The sequence below is a fragment of the Pseudomonas sp. TWRC1-2 genome (assembly GCF_049896685.1).
Lineage (GTDB): Bacteria > Pseudomonadota > Gammaproteobacteria > Pseudomonadales > Pseudomonadaceae > Aquipseudomonas.
In genome coordinates this window covers 813161-832790 of sequence record NZ_JAFCUU010000001.1, presented here as the reverse complement: position 1 = coordinate 832790, position 19630 = coordinate 813161, and the positions used below count along the sequence as shown (strand labels likewise).

Annotated in this window: 15 protein-coding genes; 8 read left to right on the top strand and 7 right to left on the bottom strand. The window is 61.7% G+C overall.

Annotated features, from left to right (window positions below; translation table 11 throughout):
- Window positions 1-44 precede the first annotated feature (44 nt).
- Window positions 45-365, bottom strand: a complete 321-nt coding sequence (locus tag ACP7B3_RS03745) for a DUF883 family protein (RefSeq protein WP_106579758.1) — start codon at window positions 363-365, stop codon at window positions 45-47.
- Between the two features lie 163 nt (window positions 366-528).
- On the opposite strand from ACP7B3_RS03745, the gene ACP7B3_RS03740 reads away from it, so the two are divergent.
- Window positions 529-783 (top strand): hypothetical protein, encoded by a 255-nt coding sequence (locus tag ACP7B3_RS03740; protein ID WP_003190904.1) that lies wholly within the window; start codon window positions 529-531, stop codon window positions 781-783.
- Here ACP7B3_RS03740 and ACP7B3_RS03735 read toward each other — a convergent pair.
- The gene (locus ACP7B3_RS03735) at window positions 755-1675 is read right to left on the bottom strand and encodes a LysR substrate-binding domain-containing protein (RefSeq protein WP_426177941.1); all 921 of its coding nucleotides are present in this window, start codon (window positions 1673-1675) and stop codon (window positions 755-757) included. The two genes, ACP7B3_RS03740 and ACP7B3_RS03735, sit on opposite strands and share 29 nt — an antisense overlap.
- Before the next feature lie 91 nt (window positions 1676-1766).
- Between ACP7B3_RS03735 and ACP7B3_RS03730 the strand changes: the two genes are divergently transcribed.
- Window positions 1767-2693: a carbon-nitrogen hydrolase family protein gene (locus ACP7B3_RS03730; RefSeq protein WP_262206099.1), complete on the top strand. Its 927-nt coding sequence runs from the start codon at window positions 1767-1769 to the stop codon at window positions 2691-2693.
- Window positions 2694-2729: 36 nt separating this feature from the next.
- Here the strand turns inward: ACP7B3_RS03730 and ACP7B3_RS03725 are convergent, their stop codons facing one another.
- Genes ACP7B3_RS03725 through ACP7B3_RS03715 form a run of 3 tightly spaced genes read right to left on the bottom strand, consistent with a single transcriptional unit; the run spans window position 2730 to window position 5187 of the window.
- Complete coding sequence (locus ACP7B3_RS03725; RefSeq protein WP_426177939.1) at window positions 2730-3287, bottom strand: GNAT family N-acetyltransferase; 558 nt, start codon at window positions 3285-3287, stop codon at window positions 2730-2732.
- Window positions 3287-3748, bottom strand: a complete 462-nt coding sequence (locus ACP7B3_RS03720; RefSeq protein ID WP_426177937.1) for an LEA type 2 family protein — start codon at window positions 3746-3748, stop codon at window positions 3287-3289. Before ACP7B3_RS03720 ends, ACP7B3_RS03725 begins: the two co-directional genes overlap by 1 nt.
- An 11-nt stretch (window positions 3749-3759) precedes the next feature.
- Window positions 3760-5187 (bottom strand): nucleobase:cation symporter-2 family protein, encoded by a 1428-nt coding sequence (locus ACP7B3_RS03715; RefSeq protein WP_426177935.1) that lies wholly within the window; start codon window positions 5185-5187, stop codon window positions 3760-3762.
- Window positions 5188-5419: 232 nt separating this feature from the next.
- Between ACP7B3_RS03715 and ACP7B3_RS03710 the strand changes: the two genes are divergently transcribed.
- Entirely contained in the window at window positions 5420-7045 is a 1626-nt protein-coding gene (locus ACP7B3_RS03710) for a methyl-accepting chemotaxis protein (RefSeq protein WP_426177933.1), read from the top strand.
- A 786-nt stretch (window positions 7046-7831) separates the two neighbouring features.
- Here ACP7B3_RS03710 and ACP7B3_RS03705 read toward each other — a convergent pair.
- Window positions 7832-8947 (bottom strand): Gfo/Idh/MocA family protein, encoded by a 1116-nt coding sequence (locus ACP7B3_RS03705; protein WP_426177931.1) that lies wholly within the window; start codon window positions 8945-8947, stop codon window positions 7832-7834.
- Window positions 8948-9247: 300 nt separating this feature from the next.
- Between ACP7B3_RS03705 and ACP7B3_RS03700 the strand changes: the two genes are divergently transcribed.
- Complete coding sequence (locus tag ACP7B3_RS03700; protein WP_404488430.1) at window positions 9248-10279, top strand: WD40/YVTN/BNR-like repeat-containing protein; 1032 nt, start codon at window positions 9248-9250, stop codon at window positions 10277-10279.
- An 18-nt stretch (window positions 10280-10297) separates the two neighbouring features.
- Window positions 10298-12673, top strand: a complete 2376-nt coding sequence (locus ACP7B3_RS03695) for an efflux RND transporter permease subunit (protein ID WP_426177929.1) — start codon at window positions 10298-10300, stop codon at window positions 12671-12673.
- A 102-nt stretch (window positions 12674-12775) separates the two neighbouring features.
- On the opposite strand, the gene ACP7B3_RS03690 is transcribed toward ACP7B3_RS03695, so the two are convergent.
- Window positions 12776-17686: a hypothetical protein gene (locus ACP7B3_RS03690; RefSeq protein WP_426177927.1), complete on the bottom strand. Its 4911-nt coding sequence runs from the start codon at window positions 17684-17686 to the stop codon at window positions 12776-12778.
- A 141-nt stretch (window positions 17687-17827) separates the two neighbouring features.
- Between ACP7B3_RS03690 and ACP7B3_RS03685 the strand changes: the two genes are divergently transcribed.
- The 3 genes from ACP7B3_RS03685 to ACP7B3_RS03675 all read left to right on the top strand — a co-directional run bounded on the left by ACP7B3_RS03685 (window position 17828) and on the right by ACP7B3_RS03675 (window position 19613).
- On the top strand, window positions 17828-18115 hold the full coding sequence (locus ACP7B3_RS03685) for a DUF5629 family protein (RefSeq protein ID WP_119735885.1): 288 nt from the start codon (window positions 17828-17830) through the stop codon (window positions 18113-18115).
- On the top strand, window positions 18102-19277 hold the full coding sequence (locus tag ACP7B3_RS03680) for a lactonase family protein (RefSeq protein ID WP_145166201.1): 1176 nt from the start codon (window positions 18102-18104) through the stop codon (window positions 19275-19277). The genes ACP7B3_RS03685 and ACP7B3_RS03680 overlap by 14 nt, the downstream gene beginning before the upstream one ends.
- A gap of 156 nt (window positions 19278-19433) precedes the next feature.
- Window positions 19434-19613, top strand: coding sequence for a hypothetical protein (locus ACP7B3_RS03675; RefSeq protein ID WP_145166200.1), 180 nt, complete (start codon window positions 19434-19436; stop codon window positions 19611-19613).
- Window positions 19614-19630: the final 17 nt, after the last annotated feature.

Here is a 19630-nt window from a genome sequence, read left to right as displayed (position 1 = left end):
GGCTGCGCCAACGGCGCAGCCCCCCATGCATCAGGTACGGTGTATCAGTTACGGCGACCCAGCAACAACCCCACCACCAGGCCGAAACCTGCGGAGATGGCCACGGTCTGCCATGGATGGCCACCGATGTAGGTTTCGGTCGCGTCGACCACCGGCTTGCTGCGCTCGCGCACGTTGGAGACCGACTCCAGCGCTTGCTTGAGTTTGATGGCGACCTGTTCGCGCAGGGTTTCGCCTTCTTCGCCTACCAGGGAGGCGCTGCTCTTGAGCAGTTTGTCCGACTCTTCGATCAACGCCGTCAGTTCACTGAAAGCTTGATCCTTGATTTGATCTTCGACAGCTTGGGCGGCAGATTTGCGGGCCATTGTGTGACTCCTTGCAGGTGAATGTGACAGTGAACAATGGAGTGTCGGGCGGCAGCAAAAGTTGCAGTTTTTTTGCCGGGGCCTGTTTTTGGGCAAAATCCGAATCAGGAAATTTCGACCTACAGTGTAAGATGTCGCCTATTTATGCAGCAGGTAATTCCACATGAGCTTCAATCTCGCCAATAAAACCCTCGCCGAACGCGCCGAGCTGGAAGATGAAAAGTCACGCCTCTATGACCTGTGGCAGACCAACCTGGGCAAGGCCAAGGGCGAAGCGGCGCGTTTGTTCGGCGAGCGCGCCAAGCGCAAGGGCAAGTGGGCTGAATGGGTGCGGGCAGAACTCGACGGCATGTCGCCGCCGGAGTTTTCCAACATGGTGCGCAGCGAAGTCAACAAGCTGATGGCCGCGGCGAAATAAAGCACGCCACAATCGCCTCGCGGACCTTGAGCAACAGCGGATCAAGCTGCGCCTGGGTGCGCCAGCCCAGTTCTACCGGGTAAAACGGCAGCGCCAACGGGCAGGGCAGTACCCGCAAGCCGGTCATGTGCGCAATGGCCTGGGCCGCATGCCCGGGTATCGTCGCCACCGCCGTGCTGCCCTTGAGCAGAAATGGCAGCGCGGCAAAGTGGCTGGTGGACGCGCACACCTGGCGGCTCAACCCTTGCGCCGCCAACCCTTCATCGGTGATCCCGATAAACCCGCCCGACGACACCAGCACATGTTCGCGCGCGACGAACTCATCCAGGCTGATAGTGTGCTGGCTGGGCGCCAGGCTGTCCGGGTCGACCAGGCAGCGATAATCCCCTTCGCCCACGACCTGTCGACTCAGCCTGCGCTCGGCAAACCCGCCCGCGGTGATCGCCAGGTCCAGGCTGCGGTCGAGCAGCGCCGCGGCGACGATCTGGCTGTGGGTCTGGCGGAAGATCACCCGCAGCTTGGGCGCACAGCCGGCGATGGCCTCCATCAGCCGGCGGGCGTAGGCAATCTCGAAGTCATCGGATAACCCTAGGACCACTGAACGCCCGTGATAGTCGTGATTGTCCGGGTGGACCATGGCCAGGCTTTGTCGGCAGCGGTCCAGCGCTTCGCTGATCACCGGTTTGAGCTGATTGGCGCGCAACGTCGGCGCCAGGCCGCGGCCGGTGCGCACAAACAATTGGTCGCCATACACGTCGCGCAAACGCCGCAGGCCTGCGCTGATCGCCGACTGGGTAACGCCCAGGCGCAAGGCGGCGCGGCTGGCACTGGACTCGTCGTGCAGGGCTTCGAAGGTTTTCAGCAGGTTCAAGTCAACCTGGGCGATATTCATTTGGCTCATATCATTCAGCACTGAAGTGGGCTTTATTCATGATCGCGGCTGCCCGGAGAATGGGCAACCCCCCTTATCTGGAGTGATCGTGATGCCCGTTTCTACCGTGGCTGCCTTGCAAATCGGTGCCTTGCCGGAAGGCAAAGCGCAAACCCTGGCGCAAATCCTGAGCTATGAACACGAGATTAAGCGCAGCGGTGCGCAATTGGTGGTGATGCCTGAAGCCTTGCTGGGCGGCTATCCCAAGGGCGAGAGCTTCGGCACGCAGCTGGGTTATCGCCTGCCGGAGGGGCGCGAAGCCTTTGCACGCTATTTTGCCAATGCGATCGACGTGCCGGGCGTCGAGACGCAAGCGCTGGCCGGGTTGTCTGCCCGCACCGGTGCCAGCCTGGTACTCGGCGTGATCGAGCGTAGTGGCAGCACGTTGTATTGCACGGTGCTGTATTTCGAGCCCAACGGCGGGCTGGTTGCCAAACACCGCAAGCTGATGCCCACCGGGACCGAGCGGTTGATCTGGGGCACAGGCGATGGTTCGACCTTGCCGGTGATCGACACCGCCGTAGGCCGCATCGGGGGTGCGGTGTGCTGGGAAAACATGATGCCGCTGCTGCGCACCGCGATGTATGCCAAGGGCGTGGAGGTATGGTGCGCGCCGACCGTGGATGAGCGCGAAATGTGGCAGGTGAGCATGCGCCATGTTGCCCATGAAGGGCGTTGCTTTGTGGTCAGCGCCTGCCAGGTGCAGGCCTCGCCTGCGGCGCTTGGCGTGCAGGTGGCCAATTGGCCGTCAGACCGTGCGTTGATCGCGGGCGGCAGTGTGATTATCGGGCCGATGGGCGATGTTCTGGCCGGGCCGTTGGTGGGAGAGGCCGGGTTATTGACCGCGCAGATCAATACCGATGACCTCGTCCGGGCACGTTATGACTATGACGTGGTGGGGCATTACGCACGCCCGGATGTGTTTGAGCTGGTCGTGGATGAGCGCGCCAAACCGGGCGTGCGCACCCTCACCGAGTGAAGCCGGCCAAGGCGAAGGTGTCGGCAAGACCGGCGCCTACCGCGTGGCAGGTAGCGTGTTGAGCCACTCTTCGCGGGTCATTTCCCAAATATCCCGCGCGAAAGTGCCTTCCACAAACCGACCTTCCTGCGACCTGATCAAGCGCATGCCGGTGCGCTCGGATATCCGCCGCGAGCCTATATTGGGCGCGGCCTTGGGCACACGCAGCACCGGGCGCTTGAGTACCTCGAACCAATACTCGGTCACCGCCGCGCTGGCTTCGGTCATCAAGCCCTGGCCTTGCCATTGCGGGCCCAGCCAGAAACCGCGGTTATCGTCCTCTTCGTCCATCAGGCTGATAGTGCCGATCAACTGGTCCGGCGCACTTTTGAGGCGGATTGACCAATGCCACTGTTCGCCCCGTGCCATCGCCGGCAAGGCGACCTGTTCCAGGTAGCAACGCGCGCCATCGGCCGGGTAGGGCCAAGGCACGTCGGCGTTGAGGTAGCGCACCACGTCCCAATGCGCGAACTGCTGCTGGATAGCCTCGGCATCCGCGAGCACCAGCGGGCGCAGGATCAGTCGTTGGGTAAACAGTACCGGTTGGCGGGTCATCACCAGGTCGCCGTGTTCGGCAGGTCCAGCGTGCCGCGCTCGACAAAACGCAGGGTGCCAAACAGGCCACCCGCCAGTTTGCCGCGCAGCACATAAGGCAGGTTGTTCAAGCTCTGGGTCTGGCTCAGGCCCAGGGTCTGGCGCAACACGGAAAACGCCGAAACGCTCACCGGCACCATCAGCACGGTTTCAGAAAACCGTGGGATCGAGCCCGACTGGTCACTGACCCCCGACGCCAACGGCCGGCCATTGACGTCCAGGTCCAGGGCTATGCCGCTGTAGTCGATCGCCGCGTCATTGGGGTTTTGCACGCGCAGTTTCACGGCGAATCGTACTTCCAGGTCCTGGCTTTGCAGCGGCTCGATGCCGACCACGCTGATGTTGACCGGGTCGCGATTGGGGAACAGCGCGCAGGCGCTCAAGGTCAGCAGCAGTAACGATAGAACCATGAGCTTGCGCATAAAAGGTGCTCCTATTTCGTGACGTCCGGGTCCTGCATGACCTTGAGGGTAGAGGACTCCGGATCAAATTCATCTTCTTCCAGCTCTATGAACTCTTCGGGCAGGAAAATGTTCAGCAGGATTGCACAGAACGCGCCCACCGTGATCGGCGACTCGAAGATGTTGTGCAGCGCCTTGGGCAGGTCGCGCAGCACTTCCGGTACGGCGGCCACGCCCAGGCCCATGCCCAGGGAAATCGCCACGATCAGCACATTGCGTCGGTGCAGCCCGGCTTCGGCCAGAATCTTGATCCCGGCCACGGCCACCGTGCCGAACATGATCAGCGTGGCGCCGCCGAGCACCGGCTTGGGCATCAATTGCAGCACTGCGCCGATCATCGGGAACAACCCCAGCAGCACCAGCAGGCCGGCGATGAAGTACGCCACATAGCGGCTGGCCACGCCGGTCAACTGGATCACCCCGTTATTCTGCGCGAAGGTCACCATCGGCAGGCTGTTGAACGTGGCGGCCATGGCCGAGTTGAGGCCGTCGGCCAGCAGGCCCGACTTGATGCGTTTGATATACAGCGGGCCTTTGACCGGTTGTTGCGAAATCATCGAGTTGGCAGTCAAGTCGCCAGCGGCTTCCAAAGGCGAAATCAGGAAGATCACCGCCACCGGGATAAACGCCACCCAATCAAACGAGAACCCATACTTGAACGGCACCGGCACGCTGATCAGCGGCACGTGAGGCAGTGCTGACAGATCGACACGGCCCATGCACCAGGCCACTACAAAACCCAGCGTCAGGCCGATCACGATTGAACCCAGGCGCAGGAACGGGTTGCTGAAGCGGTTGAGGACCACAATGGTCAGCAGCACCAGCGCCGCCAGGCCCATGTTGCCGGCCGCGCCCAAATCGCTGGCGCCATAACCGCCGGCCATATCGGTGACCGCCACTTTGATCAGCGACAAGCCCATCAAGGTAATGATGGTGCCGGTCACCACCGGTGTGATCAGCTTGCGCAGCTTGCCGATGAACTGGCTCAGCACCACTTCGATAAAGGCTGCGAAAAAGCAGATACCAAAGAGCGTCGAGAGAATTTCATCGGTGCCGCCGCCCCGGGCCTTGACCATAAAACCGGCGCTGAGAATCACGCTGATAAACGAAAAGCTGGTGCCCTGCAGGCACAACAGACCCGAACCGACCGGGCCGAATGTGCGCGCCTGCACAAACGTGCCGAGCCCGGACACGAACAGCGCCATGCTCACCAGGTACGGCACTTCGCTTTCAAGGCCCAGCACGCCGCCGACGATCAAGGTGGGGGTGATGATGCCGACGAAACTGGCGAGCACATGCTGCAGTGCGGCAAAAATTGCCGCGGTTAAGTGCGGGCGATCTTCCAGGCCGTAGATCAGGTCGGATTTATAGCGGGGGCGAGGGGGTTGAGCGTCAGACACAATACAGGCCCGGTAGGGAAAGGGGGGCGCAGGATGCCAGAAAGTGCCGGCCGTCAGAAGTGTGTAAAAATTTTTCGAAACACCCTGCATTAGATCCCGGCACCTGCCGATACCGTATTCAAGCCCACACAACTCTTACAACAGTGGTGCCCAAAGATCAGAGCGGTGCGTTGACGCCCACTGATCGTGTCGCGGCAGGGACGCTCGCCCACTCTTTCTCGAGAGCAGCCCTATGTCCCTACGTAATCTGAATATTGCCCCGCGCGCGTTCCTCGGTTTTGCGTTCATTGCGTTGCTGGTCGTGATCCTCGGCGTATTTGCCGTTAACCGCATGACACAGATTCGCCAGTCTTCCCTGGACATGGGGACCATCCAATTACCCAGCATGAAATTTCTCGGCAACATGACGGAAAACGTCCTGCGCTTGCGCATCCTGTCGTTCCGGATATTGATCAACCGTGAGCCTGCGGCCCTTGAGGAGGCCAAGACCCGCGTAGCGGTGTTGGTCGACAAGGTCAAGCAGGCCCAGCGTGCTTACGCGGTCATGCCGGCAGGCCCGGAAGAGGCAGCCCTTTACAAAGCCTTCGCCGCGACCCTCGACAATTACTTCGCGGCGCAGGCCGAGATGATGTCGCTGTCGCAGCAGAACAAAGTCGAGGAAATGCGTAGCCTCATCAATACGCGGATCAAGGACGGTACGGATCTGATGGGCGAGCAGTTGAACAAACTGATCGCCATCAACAGCGCCGATGCCGACCAGGCCGGCCGGGACGCTGAAGGCAGCTACCAACAGGCCGTCAGCGGCATCATCATCGTTTCGGTGGTGGCGGCGTTGATGACGGTGTTACTCGCCTGGCTGCTGACCCGCAGCATCGTTGCGCCGCTGCGCAAAGCGGTGCAAGTGGCCGAAACCATCGCCAGCGGTAACCTGACCACGCTCGTCGAAGATGCTGGCAAGGATGAACCGGCCCGCCTGCTTGGCGCTTTGTCCGCGATGCAGACCAACCTGCGCCAGACCATCCAGCACATTGCCGGTTCGGCTACGCAACTGGCCTCTGCTGCCGAAGAATTGAGCGCCGTTACCGAGGAAGCCTCCAGAGGCCTGCAACAACAAAATAACGAAATCGACCAGGCCGCTACCGCCGTCAACGAAATGACCGCCGCCGTGGAGGAGGTGGCGCGCAATGCGGTGTCCACCTCTGAAGCGTCCAGCCAGTCCAACCAGGCGGCGCGCGAAGGCCGTGACCGTGTGGTGGAGACGGTCGGCGCGATTCAGACCATGACCCAGGACGTACAAACCACCTCGGTGATGATCGAAGGCCTGGCGACGCAGGGCCGTGACATCGGCAAGGTGCTGGACGTGATCCGCGCGATTGCCGAACAGACCAACCTGCTGGCGCTCAACGCAGCGATTGAGGCGGCACGCGCCGGTGAAGCCGGGCGTGGCTTTGCGGTGGTGGCCGATGAAGTGCGGGCGCTGGCGCATCGCACCGCGCAGTCGACTCAGGAAATCGAGAAAATGGTCGCCGGCATTCAGACGGGTACCGGCGAAGCGGTGCAGTCGATGCAACAAAGCAATCAGCGCACCCAAAGCACCCTGGAAATGGCCCGAGCCGCCGGTGTGGCGCTGGAGCAGATTACGCAGTCGATCAGTTTGATCAACGAGCGCAACCTGGTCATCGCCAGTGCTTCTGAAGAGCAGGCCCAAGTGTCCCGCGAGGTGGACCGCAACCTGATCAACATCCGCGACCTGGCGACTCAGTCGGCAGCCGGCGCCAACCAGACCAGCGCCGCCAGCCACGAACTATCGCGCCTGGCAGTGGATTTGAACGCGATGGTGGCGCGGTTCGTGATCTGATGATCGAGGCATGTTGGGTGTGCGTTGCTCCCTGTTTTCGCTCAGTTTTTGCCAATGCCCAGTAGCCGACTTGAGGGGGGCAAGCACAAGCAGAGCGGCTTTACAGTGGGAGCTGGCTTGCCTGCGATGCAGGCACCTAGGTCTATCAGGTACACCGGGTTGATGCTATCGCAGGCAAGCCAGCTCCCACCTTTGACCGAGTACACACGCCACCCCTCTACCTGATGCACAGAGATCCAACTGTGGGAGCGGGCTTGCCCGCGAAGGCGGTGGTTCAGTCAGCTCATGTATCACTGGCCCACCGCTTTCGCGAGCAAGCCCGCTCCCACAAGTTGACCGAGTGCAACTGCCAGCACCGCAGTGCTTTGCTTTTCTGTGGGAGCTGGCCGGGTACACACACCACCCCTCTACCTGACGCACAGAGATCCAACTGTGGGAGCGGGCTTGCCCGCGAAGGCGGTAGGTCAGTCAGCTCATGTATCACTGGCCGACCGCCTTCGCGAGCAAGCCCGCTCCCACAAGTTGACCGAGTGCAACTGCCAGCACCGCAGTGCTTTGCTTTTCTGTGGGAGCTGGCTTGCCTGCGATGCAGGCACCTCGGTGTATCAGGCACAACCAGTTGATGCCATCGCAGGCAAGCCAGCTCCCACCTTTGATTGAGTTCAGCCTTCAAGGTCAGGCCGCCTCGGCTTTGCTTTTGCTTCTACCACTCAGGTCGGCTACTAGGCCGCCGTGCTCTGCTTTTGATCTTGATATACACCCCCCGGCCAAACCAAGCCCCCGCGCTCACACCTCACCCACCACAACCCAACGCTCTTCACGGGCCGCCACACGAATCGCCGTTGCCAACTGCTCAACCGCCCATGCCGCTTCAAAGTCAGTGCCCGCCGCGCCTTGCCCCGCCAGCGCCATGATCAATTCGTGCACTTCCAGCGTCTTCAACTCGTTGTACCCCAGTTGATGCCCGGCCGCCGGGCTGAACGCGGCATAGCCGGGCAGGGCAGGGCCGGCCAGCAACCGTTGGAATCCGTCCTGGCCGAGCCGACACACCCGCAGTTCATTCAAGCGCTCCTGATCGAACGCCAGCGTGCCTCGCGTACCGCTGATTTCAAAACTCAGGTGGTTCTTGTAGCCGTGCTTGAGCCAGCTGCTGCTCACCGTGCCGCGCGCGCCATTGGCAAAGCGCAAGAGTGCGTGTACCTGGTCGTCCACCGCGATGGGTTTACAGTCGCTGCTGCCGTGGACGACCGGGCGTTGGGCATGGACGGTCTGGGTGTCGGCGCACACGCTGTGCACCTCACCCACCAGATAGCGCGCCATCGACAGCAAATGACTGCCCAAATCCGCCAGGGCGCCGCCGGCATGGGCCACGTCACAGCGCCACGACCACGGTGAGGCCGGGTCGGCCATGAAATCTTCGCTGAACTCGCCCTGGAAACTGATGATTTTGCCCAGTTCGCCATCGGCAATCATCTGCCGCGCCAGGCTGATCATCGGGTTGTGCTGGTAGTTGTAGCCCACCCGCGTGACCACGCCGGCCGCACTCGCGGCGCGGCGCATGGCCTCGGCCTGCGGCAGGCTGACGGCCAGCGGTTTTTCGCAATACACCGCCTTGCCCGCTGCAATCGCCGCCATGGCCATGGGGTAATGCAAGTGATTGGGCGTGGTGATGGCCACGACATCGACCTTGGGGTCATTGATCAGCGCCTGCCAGTCGCCGTGGGCCTGGGCAAACCCCCAGGCGGTCGCGCAACGCTGTGCGCGTTCGGTGTCGGCATCGGCCAGGGCGGCCAGGTTGAGGTGTACCGGCAGCTCGAATACCGCGCGGGCATTGTTGAACGCCAAGGCATGGGCGCGCCCCATGAAGCCCGTGCCGATCAGGCCGATTCCGAGTTCACGCATAGCGGTGGTCCTTTGGATTATTGTTTTCAGGACGTGTATTAATGGAATAAACATTCTCTAAATTCAATAGATGGAATAAATATTCATTAATCAGCCTGGCTAATGCACTCATATTCAGCCCATCGTCATCGCCCGCCAGTTAACAAAAGATAACGTAGCACCGATTGTCAGACGATTCGAAAGCCCGATAGGATGGCCCCTGCTTCCTTCAGGCGCTCTAGATTGCAGGTTTCAGAGGCCGGCAAGGCGAGACGACCTAACAATAATAAATCGGGAGAAAGGTCTATGAGTGAGCCTGTCATGGGTTGGGTTGTTTGCCGCCCGCGCGTCGCCCGCAAGGTTGCGATGCTGGCTACAGCGCTCTCGCTGCTGGGGGTGTTGTCGACACCCGTGCTGGCAGCCGATGAAACCGGCGCACCGCCGGCATTTGCGATTCAATCCCCCAAGGCCGCCAAAGGCCTGATGATCGACGTCGTGCACGCCGGCTCCCGCCTGGTGGCGGTCGGTGATCGCGGGCACATCCTCTATTCCGATGACCAGGGCAGCACCTGGACCCAAGCCCAAGTGCCGACTCGGCAACTGCTCACGGCGGTGTTTTTCATCGATGAAAAACACGGCTGGGCTGTCGGCCACGACGCACAGATTCTTGCAAGCGCCGATGGCGGCGCCACCTGGACCCAGCAATACCAAGACCTCAAACGCGAAGCCCCCTTGCTCGACATCTGGTTCAAGGATGCCGAGCACGGCCTGGCCGTGGGCGCCTACGGTGCGTTGATCGAAACCACCGACGGCGGCAAAACCTGGGAAGACGTCAGCGACCGCCTCGACAACGAAGACCAGTTCCACCTCAACGCCATCGCCTCTATCAAGGACGCCGGGCTGTTTATCGTCGGCGAGCAGGGCAGCATGTTCCGCTCCAGTGACGACGGCCAGACCTGGGAAAAGCTCGAAGGCCCGTATCAGGGCTCGCTGTTTGGCGTGATCAGTACCGCTCAACCCCACACCCTGTTGGCCTATGGCCTGCGCGGCAATCTCTACCGTTCCACGGATTTTGGCAGCACCTGGGAACAGGTTGAGCTGAACGCGGCACGGGGTGCCCTGGAATTCGGCTTGTCCGGCGCCACGTTGCTCGACGACGGTTCGCTGGTGGTGGTCGGCAACGGTGGCAGCGTGGTGATCAGCCATGACGACGGGCAGACCTTCAGCGTGTTCAACCGCCCGGACCGCATTTCACTCTCGGCGGTCACCGCGGCGGGCAACGGCAACTTGATTCTGGTCGGGCAGGGTGGCGTGCGTGTGGCCTCCGCCGCCGGTGCAGAGCTCTCAAAATAATAAGAAGGCGGGGTTTCAATGAGCAGTCATCACAACGATAAAGCGACCTTTCTTGAGCGCCTGATCTTCAACAATCGCCCGGCAGTGATCGTCATCTGCCTGCTGGTGAGCATTTTTCTGTTCTGGCAGGCGACGTTGATTCGCCCGTCCACCAGTTTTGAAAAGATGATCCCGCTCAAACACCCCTTCATCGAAAAGATGATGGAGCACCGCAACGACCTGGCCAACCTGGGCAACACGGTGCGCATCTCCGTGGAGGCCAAGGACGGTGACATCTTCACCAAGGAGTACATGGAGACCCTGCGCCAGATCAATGACGAGGTGTTCTACATCTCCGGCGTTGACCGCTCGGGCCTCAAGTCGCTGTGGAGCCCCAGCGTGCGCTGGACCGAGGTCACCGAGGAAGGTTTTGCCGGCGGCGAAGTCATCCCGCAGAGCTACAACGGCTCGCCGGAAAGCCTCGACCAGTTGCGCAACAACGTGCTCAAGTCCGGCCAGGTGGGGCGCCTGGTGGCCAACGACTTCAAGTCGAGCATTGTCGACATTCCGCTGCTGGAGTCCTACCCGGACCCGCAGGACCAGGGCAAGTTGCTGGCCCTGGACTACCGCAAGTTTTCCCACGAACTTGAAGACAAGATCCGCGACAAGTTCGAAGCACAAAACCCCAACGTCAAGATTCACATCGTCGGGTTTGCCAAGAAGGTCGGCGACCTGATCGACGGCCTGGTCATGGTGGTGATGTTCTTCGGCATCGCATTCGTCATCACCCTGATTCTGCTGCTGTGGTTCACCAACTGCCTGCGCAGCACCGTCGCGGTGTTGAGCACCACGCTGGTGGCGGTGGTGTGGCAGCTCGGCCTGATGCACTTCTTCGGTTTCGGCCTCGACCCGTATTCGATGCTGGTGCCGTTCCTGATCTTCGCCATCGGTATTTCCCACGGCGTGCAGAAGATCAACGGCATTGCCTTGCAATCCAGTGAGGCGGACAACGCGCTGACCGCCGCCCGACGCACGTTCCGGCAATTGTTTTTGCCGGGCATGATCGCGATTCTCGCCGACGCGGTGGGCTTTATCACCTTGCTGATCATCGACATCGGCGTGATCCGCGAGCTGGCCATCGGCGCCTCCATCGGCGTGGCGGTGATCGTGTTCACCAACCTGATCCTGCTGCCGGTGGCGATCTCCTACGTTGGCATCAGCAAACGCGCCATCGCCAAGAGCAAAAAGGACGCGCACCGCGAACACCCGTTCTGGCGCCTGCTGTCCAAATTCGCCAGCGCCAAAGTCGCGCCAGTGTCCATCGTGCTGGCGCTGATCGCCTTCGGTGGCGGCCTCTGGTACAGCCAGAACCTGAAAATCGGCGACCTCGACCAGGGCGCACCGGAACTGCGCCCGGACTCGCGCTACAACAAGGACAACAACTTCATCATCAACAACTACTCCACCAGCTCCGACGTGCTGGTGGTAATGGTCAAGACCCGTGCCGAAGGCTGCTCGCGCTATGAAGCCATGGCGCCCATCGACCAATTGATGTGGAAGATGCAGAACACCGAAGGCGTGCAATCAGCGATCTCGTTGGTGACCGTGTCCAAGCAGATGATCAAGGGCATGAACGAGGGCAACCTGAAATGGGAAACCCTGTCGCGCAACCCCGACGTGCTGAACAACTCCATCGCCCGCGCCGACGGCCTGTACAACAACAATTGCTCGCTCGCGCCGGTGCTGGTGTTCCTTAACGACCACAAGGCCGAAACCCTCGACCGCGCGGTGCATGCGGTGCAGGACTTCGCCAAGGAAAACAACAAGGACGGCCTGGAATTCATCCTCGCCGCCGGCAACGCCGGGATCGAAGCGGCGACCAACGAGGTGATCAAAGAGTCGGAACTGACCATCCTCATCCTGGTGTACCTGTGCGTGGCGACCATGTGCATGATCACCTTCCGCTCGTGGGCCGCCACCCTGTGCATCGTGCTGCCGCTGGTGCTGACCTCGGTGCTGGGCAACGCGTTGATGGCGTTCATGGGTATCGGCGTCAAGGTCGCGACCCTGCCGGTGGTGGCGCTGGGCGTGGGCATCGGCGTGGACTACGGCATTTACATCTACAGCCGTCTGGAAAGCTTCCTGCGCGCCGGCCTGCCACTGCAAGAGGCCTACTACCAAACCCTCAAGTCGACCGGCAAAGCCGTGCTGTTCACCGGCTTGTGCCTGGCTATCGGGGTGTGCACCTGGATTTTCTCGGCCATCAAGTTCCAGGCCGACATGGGCCTGATGCTGACCTTCATGCTGCTGTGGAACATGTTCGGTGCGTTGTGGCTGCTGCCGGCGCTGGCACGGTTCCTGATCAAGCCTGAAAAACTCGCGGGGCAGAAGGGCAACTCGCTGTTTGCACACTGAGCCCGACACCGTCGTGCAGTGCCGTATGGCAAGGGTGCAATGCCCTTGCCACACGGCATCTCAGGTTGTGAAGTCGCCCAGCGCAATGCTCAGGGCACGGCGTCAGCGAAGGGCCCGTGGCATTGGCGCGATTGCCAGGAACAACTGATCCACGGGCGGCGTAATCAGCACATACAGAATGTGGGTCAGCGGTTCGCCGCCGGGTTCCGTGCGGGTATGAAGGTCGGCCTGGACATGTTGCTTGAGCAGGTCCTTCTGTGTGTACTTGCGCTGTTCCGGCAGCTTCAGGTGGGCCCGCGTGTAGTCGGCGGGCAGGGCGTCGGCATTGGCGTAATGAAAGTGCGCATACCACAGCACCACCGGCGGTTTTTTGGCCTTGTCGTACACCGCGTACTCAGTGAAGAAGTCGCCGCTGAGGGTCGGGCACTGCGGGTCGGCCAAGCTGGTCAGGTTGATGTCGATCTGTTTATGTTCCCACAGGTAATTGAGGCCCTCCTGGGTCGGCCATTGCCGTTTGTACGCCTCACTGCACACGCGCTGCGCCAGCCGGCCGATGTCCCGGGCGTGTGCCCGGTATTCATCGATCAGGCGTTGCACCGCGGTCTTTTGCGCCAAATGGTCGCGTGCCAACTCATCGGCCAAGGCCGTGAGCTTTCCGGCGTGGCCCATCAGCAATTCATTCCAGCCACTCGGGTCGACATGTTGACGGGTCAGCGGCGCGTCGAGTTTTTGCTGCTCGGCCGTGATCAGCTGTTCAATGCCTTTGCGTTGTTCGATCAGCGCTTGGGCCAGGCCTTTGAGGGTTGCCAGTGAGCGACCTTGGGCTGTGCCTGCCGGGGCAGCCGCCGGGTCCTTGGCGGTGTTGGCCCACCCGTCTTCGTGCCGGCTGAACGAGGCAATGGTTTCGCCGGTCAAGGCGTCGGTGAGGGTGAGTTGCTCCTGGCTGTTCTGGGCATCGGCAGGCTTGAGCTCACCGATGAAGTACGCCTTTTTGCGGGTTTTGAACACGCGCTTGGCCGGGTTTTTGGGACGCAGGGTTTTCGATAAGGGCAGCTCGACGTCCAGCTCTTCCTGTTTGCGTACCACCGCTTCAAGTTCGCTTTGCGCAAGCGCCTGGGCAAATTCAAGGCCAGTCAGCAGGCGTTCGGCCTCCGGGCGCAGGCGCCCAGGGTTGAGGGCTTTGAGGGCGCGAATCGCATCCTCATGACGGCGGTACCGGTAAAGGACCGTCTCATACACATTACGTTGCTCGGCCAGCGGGTACTCGGCACCGCTGCGCACTTCCACATGAGACTGCAGGGCTTGGGCCAGGTCGCTCTGTTCGAGGCGGTTGAGGTAAAACTCCTCCAGGGGTGGCAGTCGTCGGTCGGCCGTCGCCAGGGTGGCGGCGGCGAGGTAATTGAGCGCACTGAGCCTCAGGTTGTTGGCGAAAAAATTCTGCGGGTATTGGATCAGCGTCAGGCATTCCTGGCGGATCACACGGCCCGCCACCGAGTCATCTTCCAGTTGTTCGAGCGTATGCTCCATGGCCGCCGCGACCTCGGCCATGTGCTCGCGAATATTGGCCGATTCAACCGTGTTGCGGATGTATTCGTCGTAGACGGCGGTGTTTCCCAGCAGGTTGTCGACAAACATCCTGCGCGCCATCTGCCCCATGGGCTCGCCCGCGCTGGAAAAACGCATGGCGTTCAACCGGTCCACCAACAACGTCTGGATGGCCGACTGCTGGTTCCAAATGGTCCCCAGGATTTTTGCCCGATCAAGCACGTGCACGCCGGCGCCGCCGACCTTTTCCAGTTCCTGGCCCACCTTGACCATTTCCAGGCGTGGGGGCAGGGACTGGGCAAATTGGTCTTCGAGGTTCTGCAGCAGAATCTGAAACTCGGTGCGTCGTTGCTGGTGGTTCAGGGTCTCCTGCTGATGCCGCACCGCCAGGGCGGGCCGCTGCTCGGGCGTCGCTTTTTGCAGAAGATTCCAGACCAATTGCACGGTTTTGCGTTGGTTTTTCAAGGCGGTGGCGGCGGACCACATGCGCTCCATCGATGCCAGGAAGGGCGCCATCAAGGGGGTTATTTGCGTATCGAGTGCCTGCGCGCGTGCGAGCAGCTCGTTTTTTCTACGCTGGTTTTCCTCGCGCAAGGCCGCCATCCGCTTGGGGCCACCGCCCACCAGCTTAAGGCCGCGGTCCAGTGTCCAATGGCCCTTTCCATCGGTGCGAAGCTTGATGCCGGGGTGGTCGGTTTTTTCGGGATGCACGATATACACGTCGCCAAAACCGGGAACGATGCTGGCCCTGAACAGCAAACCACCGACCGAGGCATGCCAGACCCCGTTGAGGTTGTACAAACCCAGGTGACGCCCGAGGCGGACCTGTGCAGGTGCGGGCTGTGGCCAGGGCACGCTGAATGCCCGCAGTTTTTCCAGCAGCGCTGCCGATGCAGCGTCGCTGGCCAGCGAATGATCGAAATCCAGCAGCGTGCGGCCACCGCCGGGCGGTTCGGAAGGCAGGCCGACCGTGCCACGTTCAATGATCGCCGGCGGGCTGCTTGCCGGGCCGAAAACTGCTCGCCGCAACGCCGGCTGCGTGGGCAAGGCTTCCTCACGTGCAGCGTGCACCGGCGCTGCCGTGGGCGAGCCCTGATGCACCAGCAGCAGGGCGATGTTTTGCAGCAAATCAACCCACGCCAGCGCCCGCGTCTGAGGGTCGTCACTTTCCAGCGCTGGCACATCGTGCGTGAGGCCCTGCACCAGTTGCATCAGCCAGCCGATTGCCGCCAGTGGTCCGCGCACGGCCATGAGCAGGGTGTTGAAGCCCAGCTGCATACCTTCCAGGATCAACGCCCAGCGGCTCTCGCTATTGGACGTGGACTCGCGCTCAGCCTGCGCCAGCAGTTGCTGAGTTTCGCAGCCAAACAGGTACTCCATGAGGCTGCCATTGTTCAGGGCCTGGAGGATTTCGTCGCTGCTCTGGTCGCCCGCGGCGGCCAACTGCGCCGGTTCAGGCACGCGTGGCAGCGGGTCGAATTCCGAGCCCAGGCCGACCCGCACGTAGTGGGGCTGGGTAAACCCACCGTTGCTGTAGATGGCCCTGGCCGAGTCCGGCAACCAGGTCAAGACGCTGTCCTGCAACGCGCCGGGCCGTACGAGGGCGGCCAGCAGGCTGTCGCGACTGGCAAACTCCAGCAGCGAGTCGCGATAGGCGGGCCGATACAGCAGATGCGGGCCTCGTTGCGTATCAAGGGGCTCGATGATGAACATGTTTTGCACCACGTCCGCCGTGGCGCCGGGCTTGCGCACCAAGGCCAGCACCCGCATGACGAGGCTTTCGCCGCCAACCTGGCGCCCCGTGGGGGCTGGGTTCAGCACGGCCTCCACCCACTGAACGCCGCGCGATGTCAGGCCTGCTTCGCCTTTTAGCTTGTGCTCCAGCGCTTGGGTTTTCAGCTGCACCGGCCGTTGCTGTTCGAACAGTCGTGTGCGTTTTTGTGCGGCCTCGGTATCGCTGAGCAGCGCCTGGCGCAGGTAATGAGGGTAATTGTTGCCGATGTCGACACGCTGGACCAGTTGGCGAAGGCCGTCGGCTGTCAGCCAGGGTTCAATTACCCGGCCGGTGCGGTGGCTGAGTGTCATGCGGCCTTTGGGCGCGCCCGAGAGGTTTTTAAGGGCCAGATCGACCAGGCTCAGGGTCACCGGTTCGACATAACCGCCGGCCAGAGTGCCCACCGCCACGTGAAAGGTCAGTTGCAAATCGTCGGCGTGGTAGCCGCTCGACCGAGCGGCATCGTCGCAGGCGCGTTGGCCACCCAGGGCGACGCTGCGATCCAGGCACAGTTGCTGATTCAAATGTTCGGTTGCATAGCTGCGCAGGGTTTCCAGGCTGTCGACGTCTGAATCGCCAAGGGTCAAGCGGCGGATTGCGGCCTGTTCAAGCAGGCACTGACGGTAGGCAAGGCGCTCGGCCGCGCCGGCGTGCTGCAGCCAGGCGGGCAGGGCTGCGCGGATCGAATTCAGGGTCGCCAGCGGTGTGGTAGTCGAGGAGCTGAAGACCTGCGCCGGGTTTGTAGCGCCAGCAAACCGCAGCTCCAGGGCCTGCACGCTGGACCCGGCCGGGAGCTCAATGGCCGCGAGAGTGTCCAGTTGCCCCTCGAGTATGAGCGCGGCTTGTACCTCGAAAATATTGCCGTCGGGCTCGTACTGCTTCCAGGTCATCCGCTGCGCGCGAAAACGCTGCTGCAGGTGCATTCCCCAGGCCTGGCCGAAGGCATCGAGGTCAGCGTACGCCTCGATCTGCCCCGATACGCGGCACAGCAACACCTGCGCAGGGGCGACCACCAGCACATCGCAGGCTTGCAGGGTAAGTCGGCTGCCTGCCTGCTCCAGAACGGTTTCCAGGGTATAGGCACGCACGGCCTTCTGCGGCCAAGGGCGCTGGGCGCGCGTACGGCGGTCGGGGTAACGGGCCAGTGTGACGAGGGTATCGAGCTGTCGTGCCAGGTTCCCCGGTTGGCGAATGGCCGAGTCGAGCAGCGCGCCTTGCAGCACGTGGGCCAGCCACTGCCAGCGGCTGCCGCCGGCATCCGTGTCCTGGCTCCAGTAGGCAGCCAGGGCGTCTTGAAAGGCGATGCTCAGAATCAGCGGCAATTCTCTGATAACGGCTTCGATCACTGCCAGATCGTAGTCGTGCCGGCCATTGGCCTCAAAGGTCAGCCGGGTACCCGTGGCGTCGCCCAGGTAACAGTCCAGGTCGTAGCGCATGGACACATCGGGAAAGCTGCCATCGGCCAGGTGACTGAGCGCCACCTCCAGCAGCGGGAACAGGCTGCGTCCGCCGCCGTCACGGGGTATGGCCAGGCGCAGGTCCGCAAGCGGATAGCTCAGCGGCGGGTATTTTTCCTTCAAGTGGTCGGCCAGCAACTGCGCGGTGACGGAGCGCAGTGTCGGGCGAGTGAGAAACCGGGCTTCAACCGCTTGTCGGGCCGGGTGTGCAGCAGGGGCGGTGTTCGGGTCTGTCATGGGTATTCCTTTACAGGGGATCAAAACGCGCCCTTGCAAAGTAATGCGCTGCGTCGCCCGGCGGCGGTAGCCCGTTATGGCTTTAGGTGCGGGCAGCAAACTGGCCTATCATTAGCGCTTTGAACCTGATGAAAGACTGTGATGACCGATAATTTGCCTGCCGTCCTGAAGACTTCCGACATGCTTGAAATCGACGGGCTGCATGCCTTTGATTTCACCTTTGATGAACAGGCCTTGCTGATCACCGCCATGGACGGCCGTGCTGAAAAACGCTGGCGTTTCAGCCTGGAGCAGGTACAGGCCGCCACCTTCGATGACACCTTGCAAAGCTGGACCCTTACCGGTGATTCGGGCGAGCACCGCCTGATCTGCATGAGCGCGTTCACCGGCAACAATAACGACGAGGATGAAGCGGATGATGATGCGTAAATTCTGGCCCCTGCTGATGGCGGGCAGTGTCGGTGCCATGTCGGTGCAAGCCGCACCGGCAGACACCTATGAACTGCTGGTGGGCAGCTATACCGCCGGTACCAGCGAGGGTATCTACCGCCTGCAGTTTGACAGCCGTACCGGCCAATTCAGCGGCAAGCCGGTACTGGCCGCGAAGGCAGCCAACCCGTCGTGGCTGACGATCTCCAAAGACCAGAAGCATTTGTTCGTGGTCAACGAGAACGGCCCGGGCCAGAAAGACCCGGTCGGCCGCGTCAGCAGCTACAGCATTGACCCGCAGAACCATCAGTTGACCCTGATCAACCAGGTGCAGAGCCTGGGCAATGAACCCACCCATTCCAGCCTCGCCGCTGATGGACGTTACCTGTTCGTTGCCAACTATTCGGTACTCGAAGATCCGGGTGGCAGCCTCGCGGTGCTGCCGGTTGACGCCGCTGGCAAGCTGTCGGCGCCGGTGCAACTGAGCGGGCATCCCTCCAGCCGGGTGAACCCGGAGCGCCAGGCCTCCAACCATGTGCATTCGGTGGTGTCATCGCCGGACGGCAAATACGTGTTTGTTCAGGACCTGGGGGCCGACAAGGTGTTTGCCTACCACTACGACCCCAAGGCCAACCCTGAACTGCCGCTGACCCCGGCCAACCCTGCCGCCGTGCCAATGCCACCGGGCAGCGGCCCGCGTCACTTGCTGTTCAGCGCGGATGGCAAGCATGCCTGGCTGACCACCGAGATGAGCGCCCAGGTTGCCGTGTTCGATTACAACGACGGCAAGCTCAGCCAGACTCAACTGGTGGACTTTGCTGGCGGGCAGCCGGTGGCCGACAAGGCCGGCGCGGCGCTGCACGCCTCCAGCGACGGCAAATTCCTGTACGTGAGCAACCGCGGCACCGCCAACCAGATGCTGGTGTTCAGCATCGACCCGGCCACCGCGCACCTCAAGGAACTGCAGCGCCGCTCCGTGGAAGGCGACCACCCGCGCGAGTTCAGCCTGGACCCGAGCGGCAAGTTTTTGCTGATCGCCAACCAGAAAAGCAACGAAATCGTGGTCGTCGAACGCGACCCCAAGACCGGCCTGCTGGGTAAAACCGTGCAGAAATTGCCGATCGATGCGCCCAGTGACCTGAAGTTCCTGGTGCGTCAATAAGCCACAGGCCCCGCCATGCGGGGCCTGACTCGGTGTATTAATTCTATTAATAGCGGCTACTGTTTCAAAACATTACCAAGGTTCAGCCCTCGGGCGTAAGTTGGGTTCCAAGGCCTCTACCGGCCACCTAAACCAACGAACACAAGGGTTACCGACATGAACTTGAACCTCTTCTCCATCATCGCCGCTTCCGCTGTTTCCGCCACCGTGGCATTGCCTGCCGCCGCCAGCGTGGAAGTTTCCGGCAAAAAATCCAGCACCAGCGCCTACACCCAGAAATACCTGCAGCAAAGCGCCAACTTCTACGCCGCACTGGATCACAAGACCCAGCACTGAGCGTGAGCTGAGCGACG

Bases quoted from the DNA above. Each gene is read 5' to 3' on its own strand.
- ACP7B3_RS03690 (WP_426177927.1), bottom strand. From the start codon at position 17,686: ATGACAGACCCGAACACCGCCCCTGCTGCACACCCGGCCCGACAAGCG.
- ACP7B3_RS03735 (WP_426177941.1), bottom strand. From the start codon at position 1,675: ATGAATATCGCCCAGGTTGACTTGAACCTGCTGAAAACCTTCGAAGCC.
- ACP7B3_RS03730 (WP_262206099.1), top strand. From the start codon at position 1,767: ATGCCCGTTTCTACCGTGGCTGCCTTGCAAATCGGTGCCTTGCCGGAA.
- ACP7B3_RS03720 (WP_426177937.1), bottom strand. From the start codon at position 3,748: ATGCGCAAGCTCATGGTTCTATCGTTACTGCTGCTGACCTTGAGCGCC.
- ACP7B3_RS03700 (WP_404488430.1), top strand. From the start codon at position 9,248: ATGGGTTGGGTTGTTTGCCGCCCGCGCGTCGCCCGCAAGGTTGCGATG.
- ACP7B3_RS03675 (WP_145166200.1), top strand. From the start codon at position 19,434: ATGAACTTGAACCTCTTCTCCATCATCGCCGCTTCCGCTGTTTCCGCC.
- ACP7B3_RS03745 (WP_106579758.1), bottom strand. From the start codon at position 365: ATGGCCCGCAAATCTGCCGCCCAAGCTGTCGAAGATCAAATCAAGGAT.
- ACP7B3_RS03695 (WP_426177929.1), top strand. From the start codon at position 10,298: ATGAGCAGTCATCACAACGATAAAGCGACCTTTCTTGAGCGCCTGATC.
- ACP7B3_RS03725 (WP_426177939.1), bottom strand. From the start codon at position 3,287: ATGACCCGCCAACCGGTACTGTTTACCCAACGACTGATCCTGCGCCCG.
- ACP7B3_RS03740 (WP_003190904.1), top strand. From the start codon at position 529: ATGAGCTTCAATCTCGCCAATAAAACCCTCGCCGAACGCGCCGAGCTG.
- ACP7B3_RS03705 (WP_426177931.1), bottom strand. From the start codon at position 8,947: ATGCGTGAACTCGGAATCGGCCTGATCGGCACGGGCTTCATGGGGCGC.
- ACP7B3_RS03685 (WP_119735885.1), top strand. From the start codon at position 17,828: ATGACCGATAATTTGCCTGCCGTCCTGAAGACTTCCGACATGCTTGAA.
- ACP7B3_RS03680 (WP_145166201.1), top strand. From the start codon at position 18,102: ATGATGATGCGTAAATTCTGGCCCCTGCTGATGGCGGGCAGTGTCGGT.
- ACP7B3_RS03710 (WP_426177933.1), top strand. From the start codon at position 5,420: ATGTCCCTACGTAATCTGAATATTGCCCCGCGCGCGTTCCTCGGTTTT.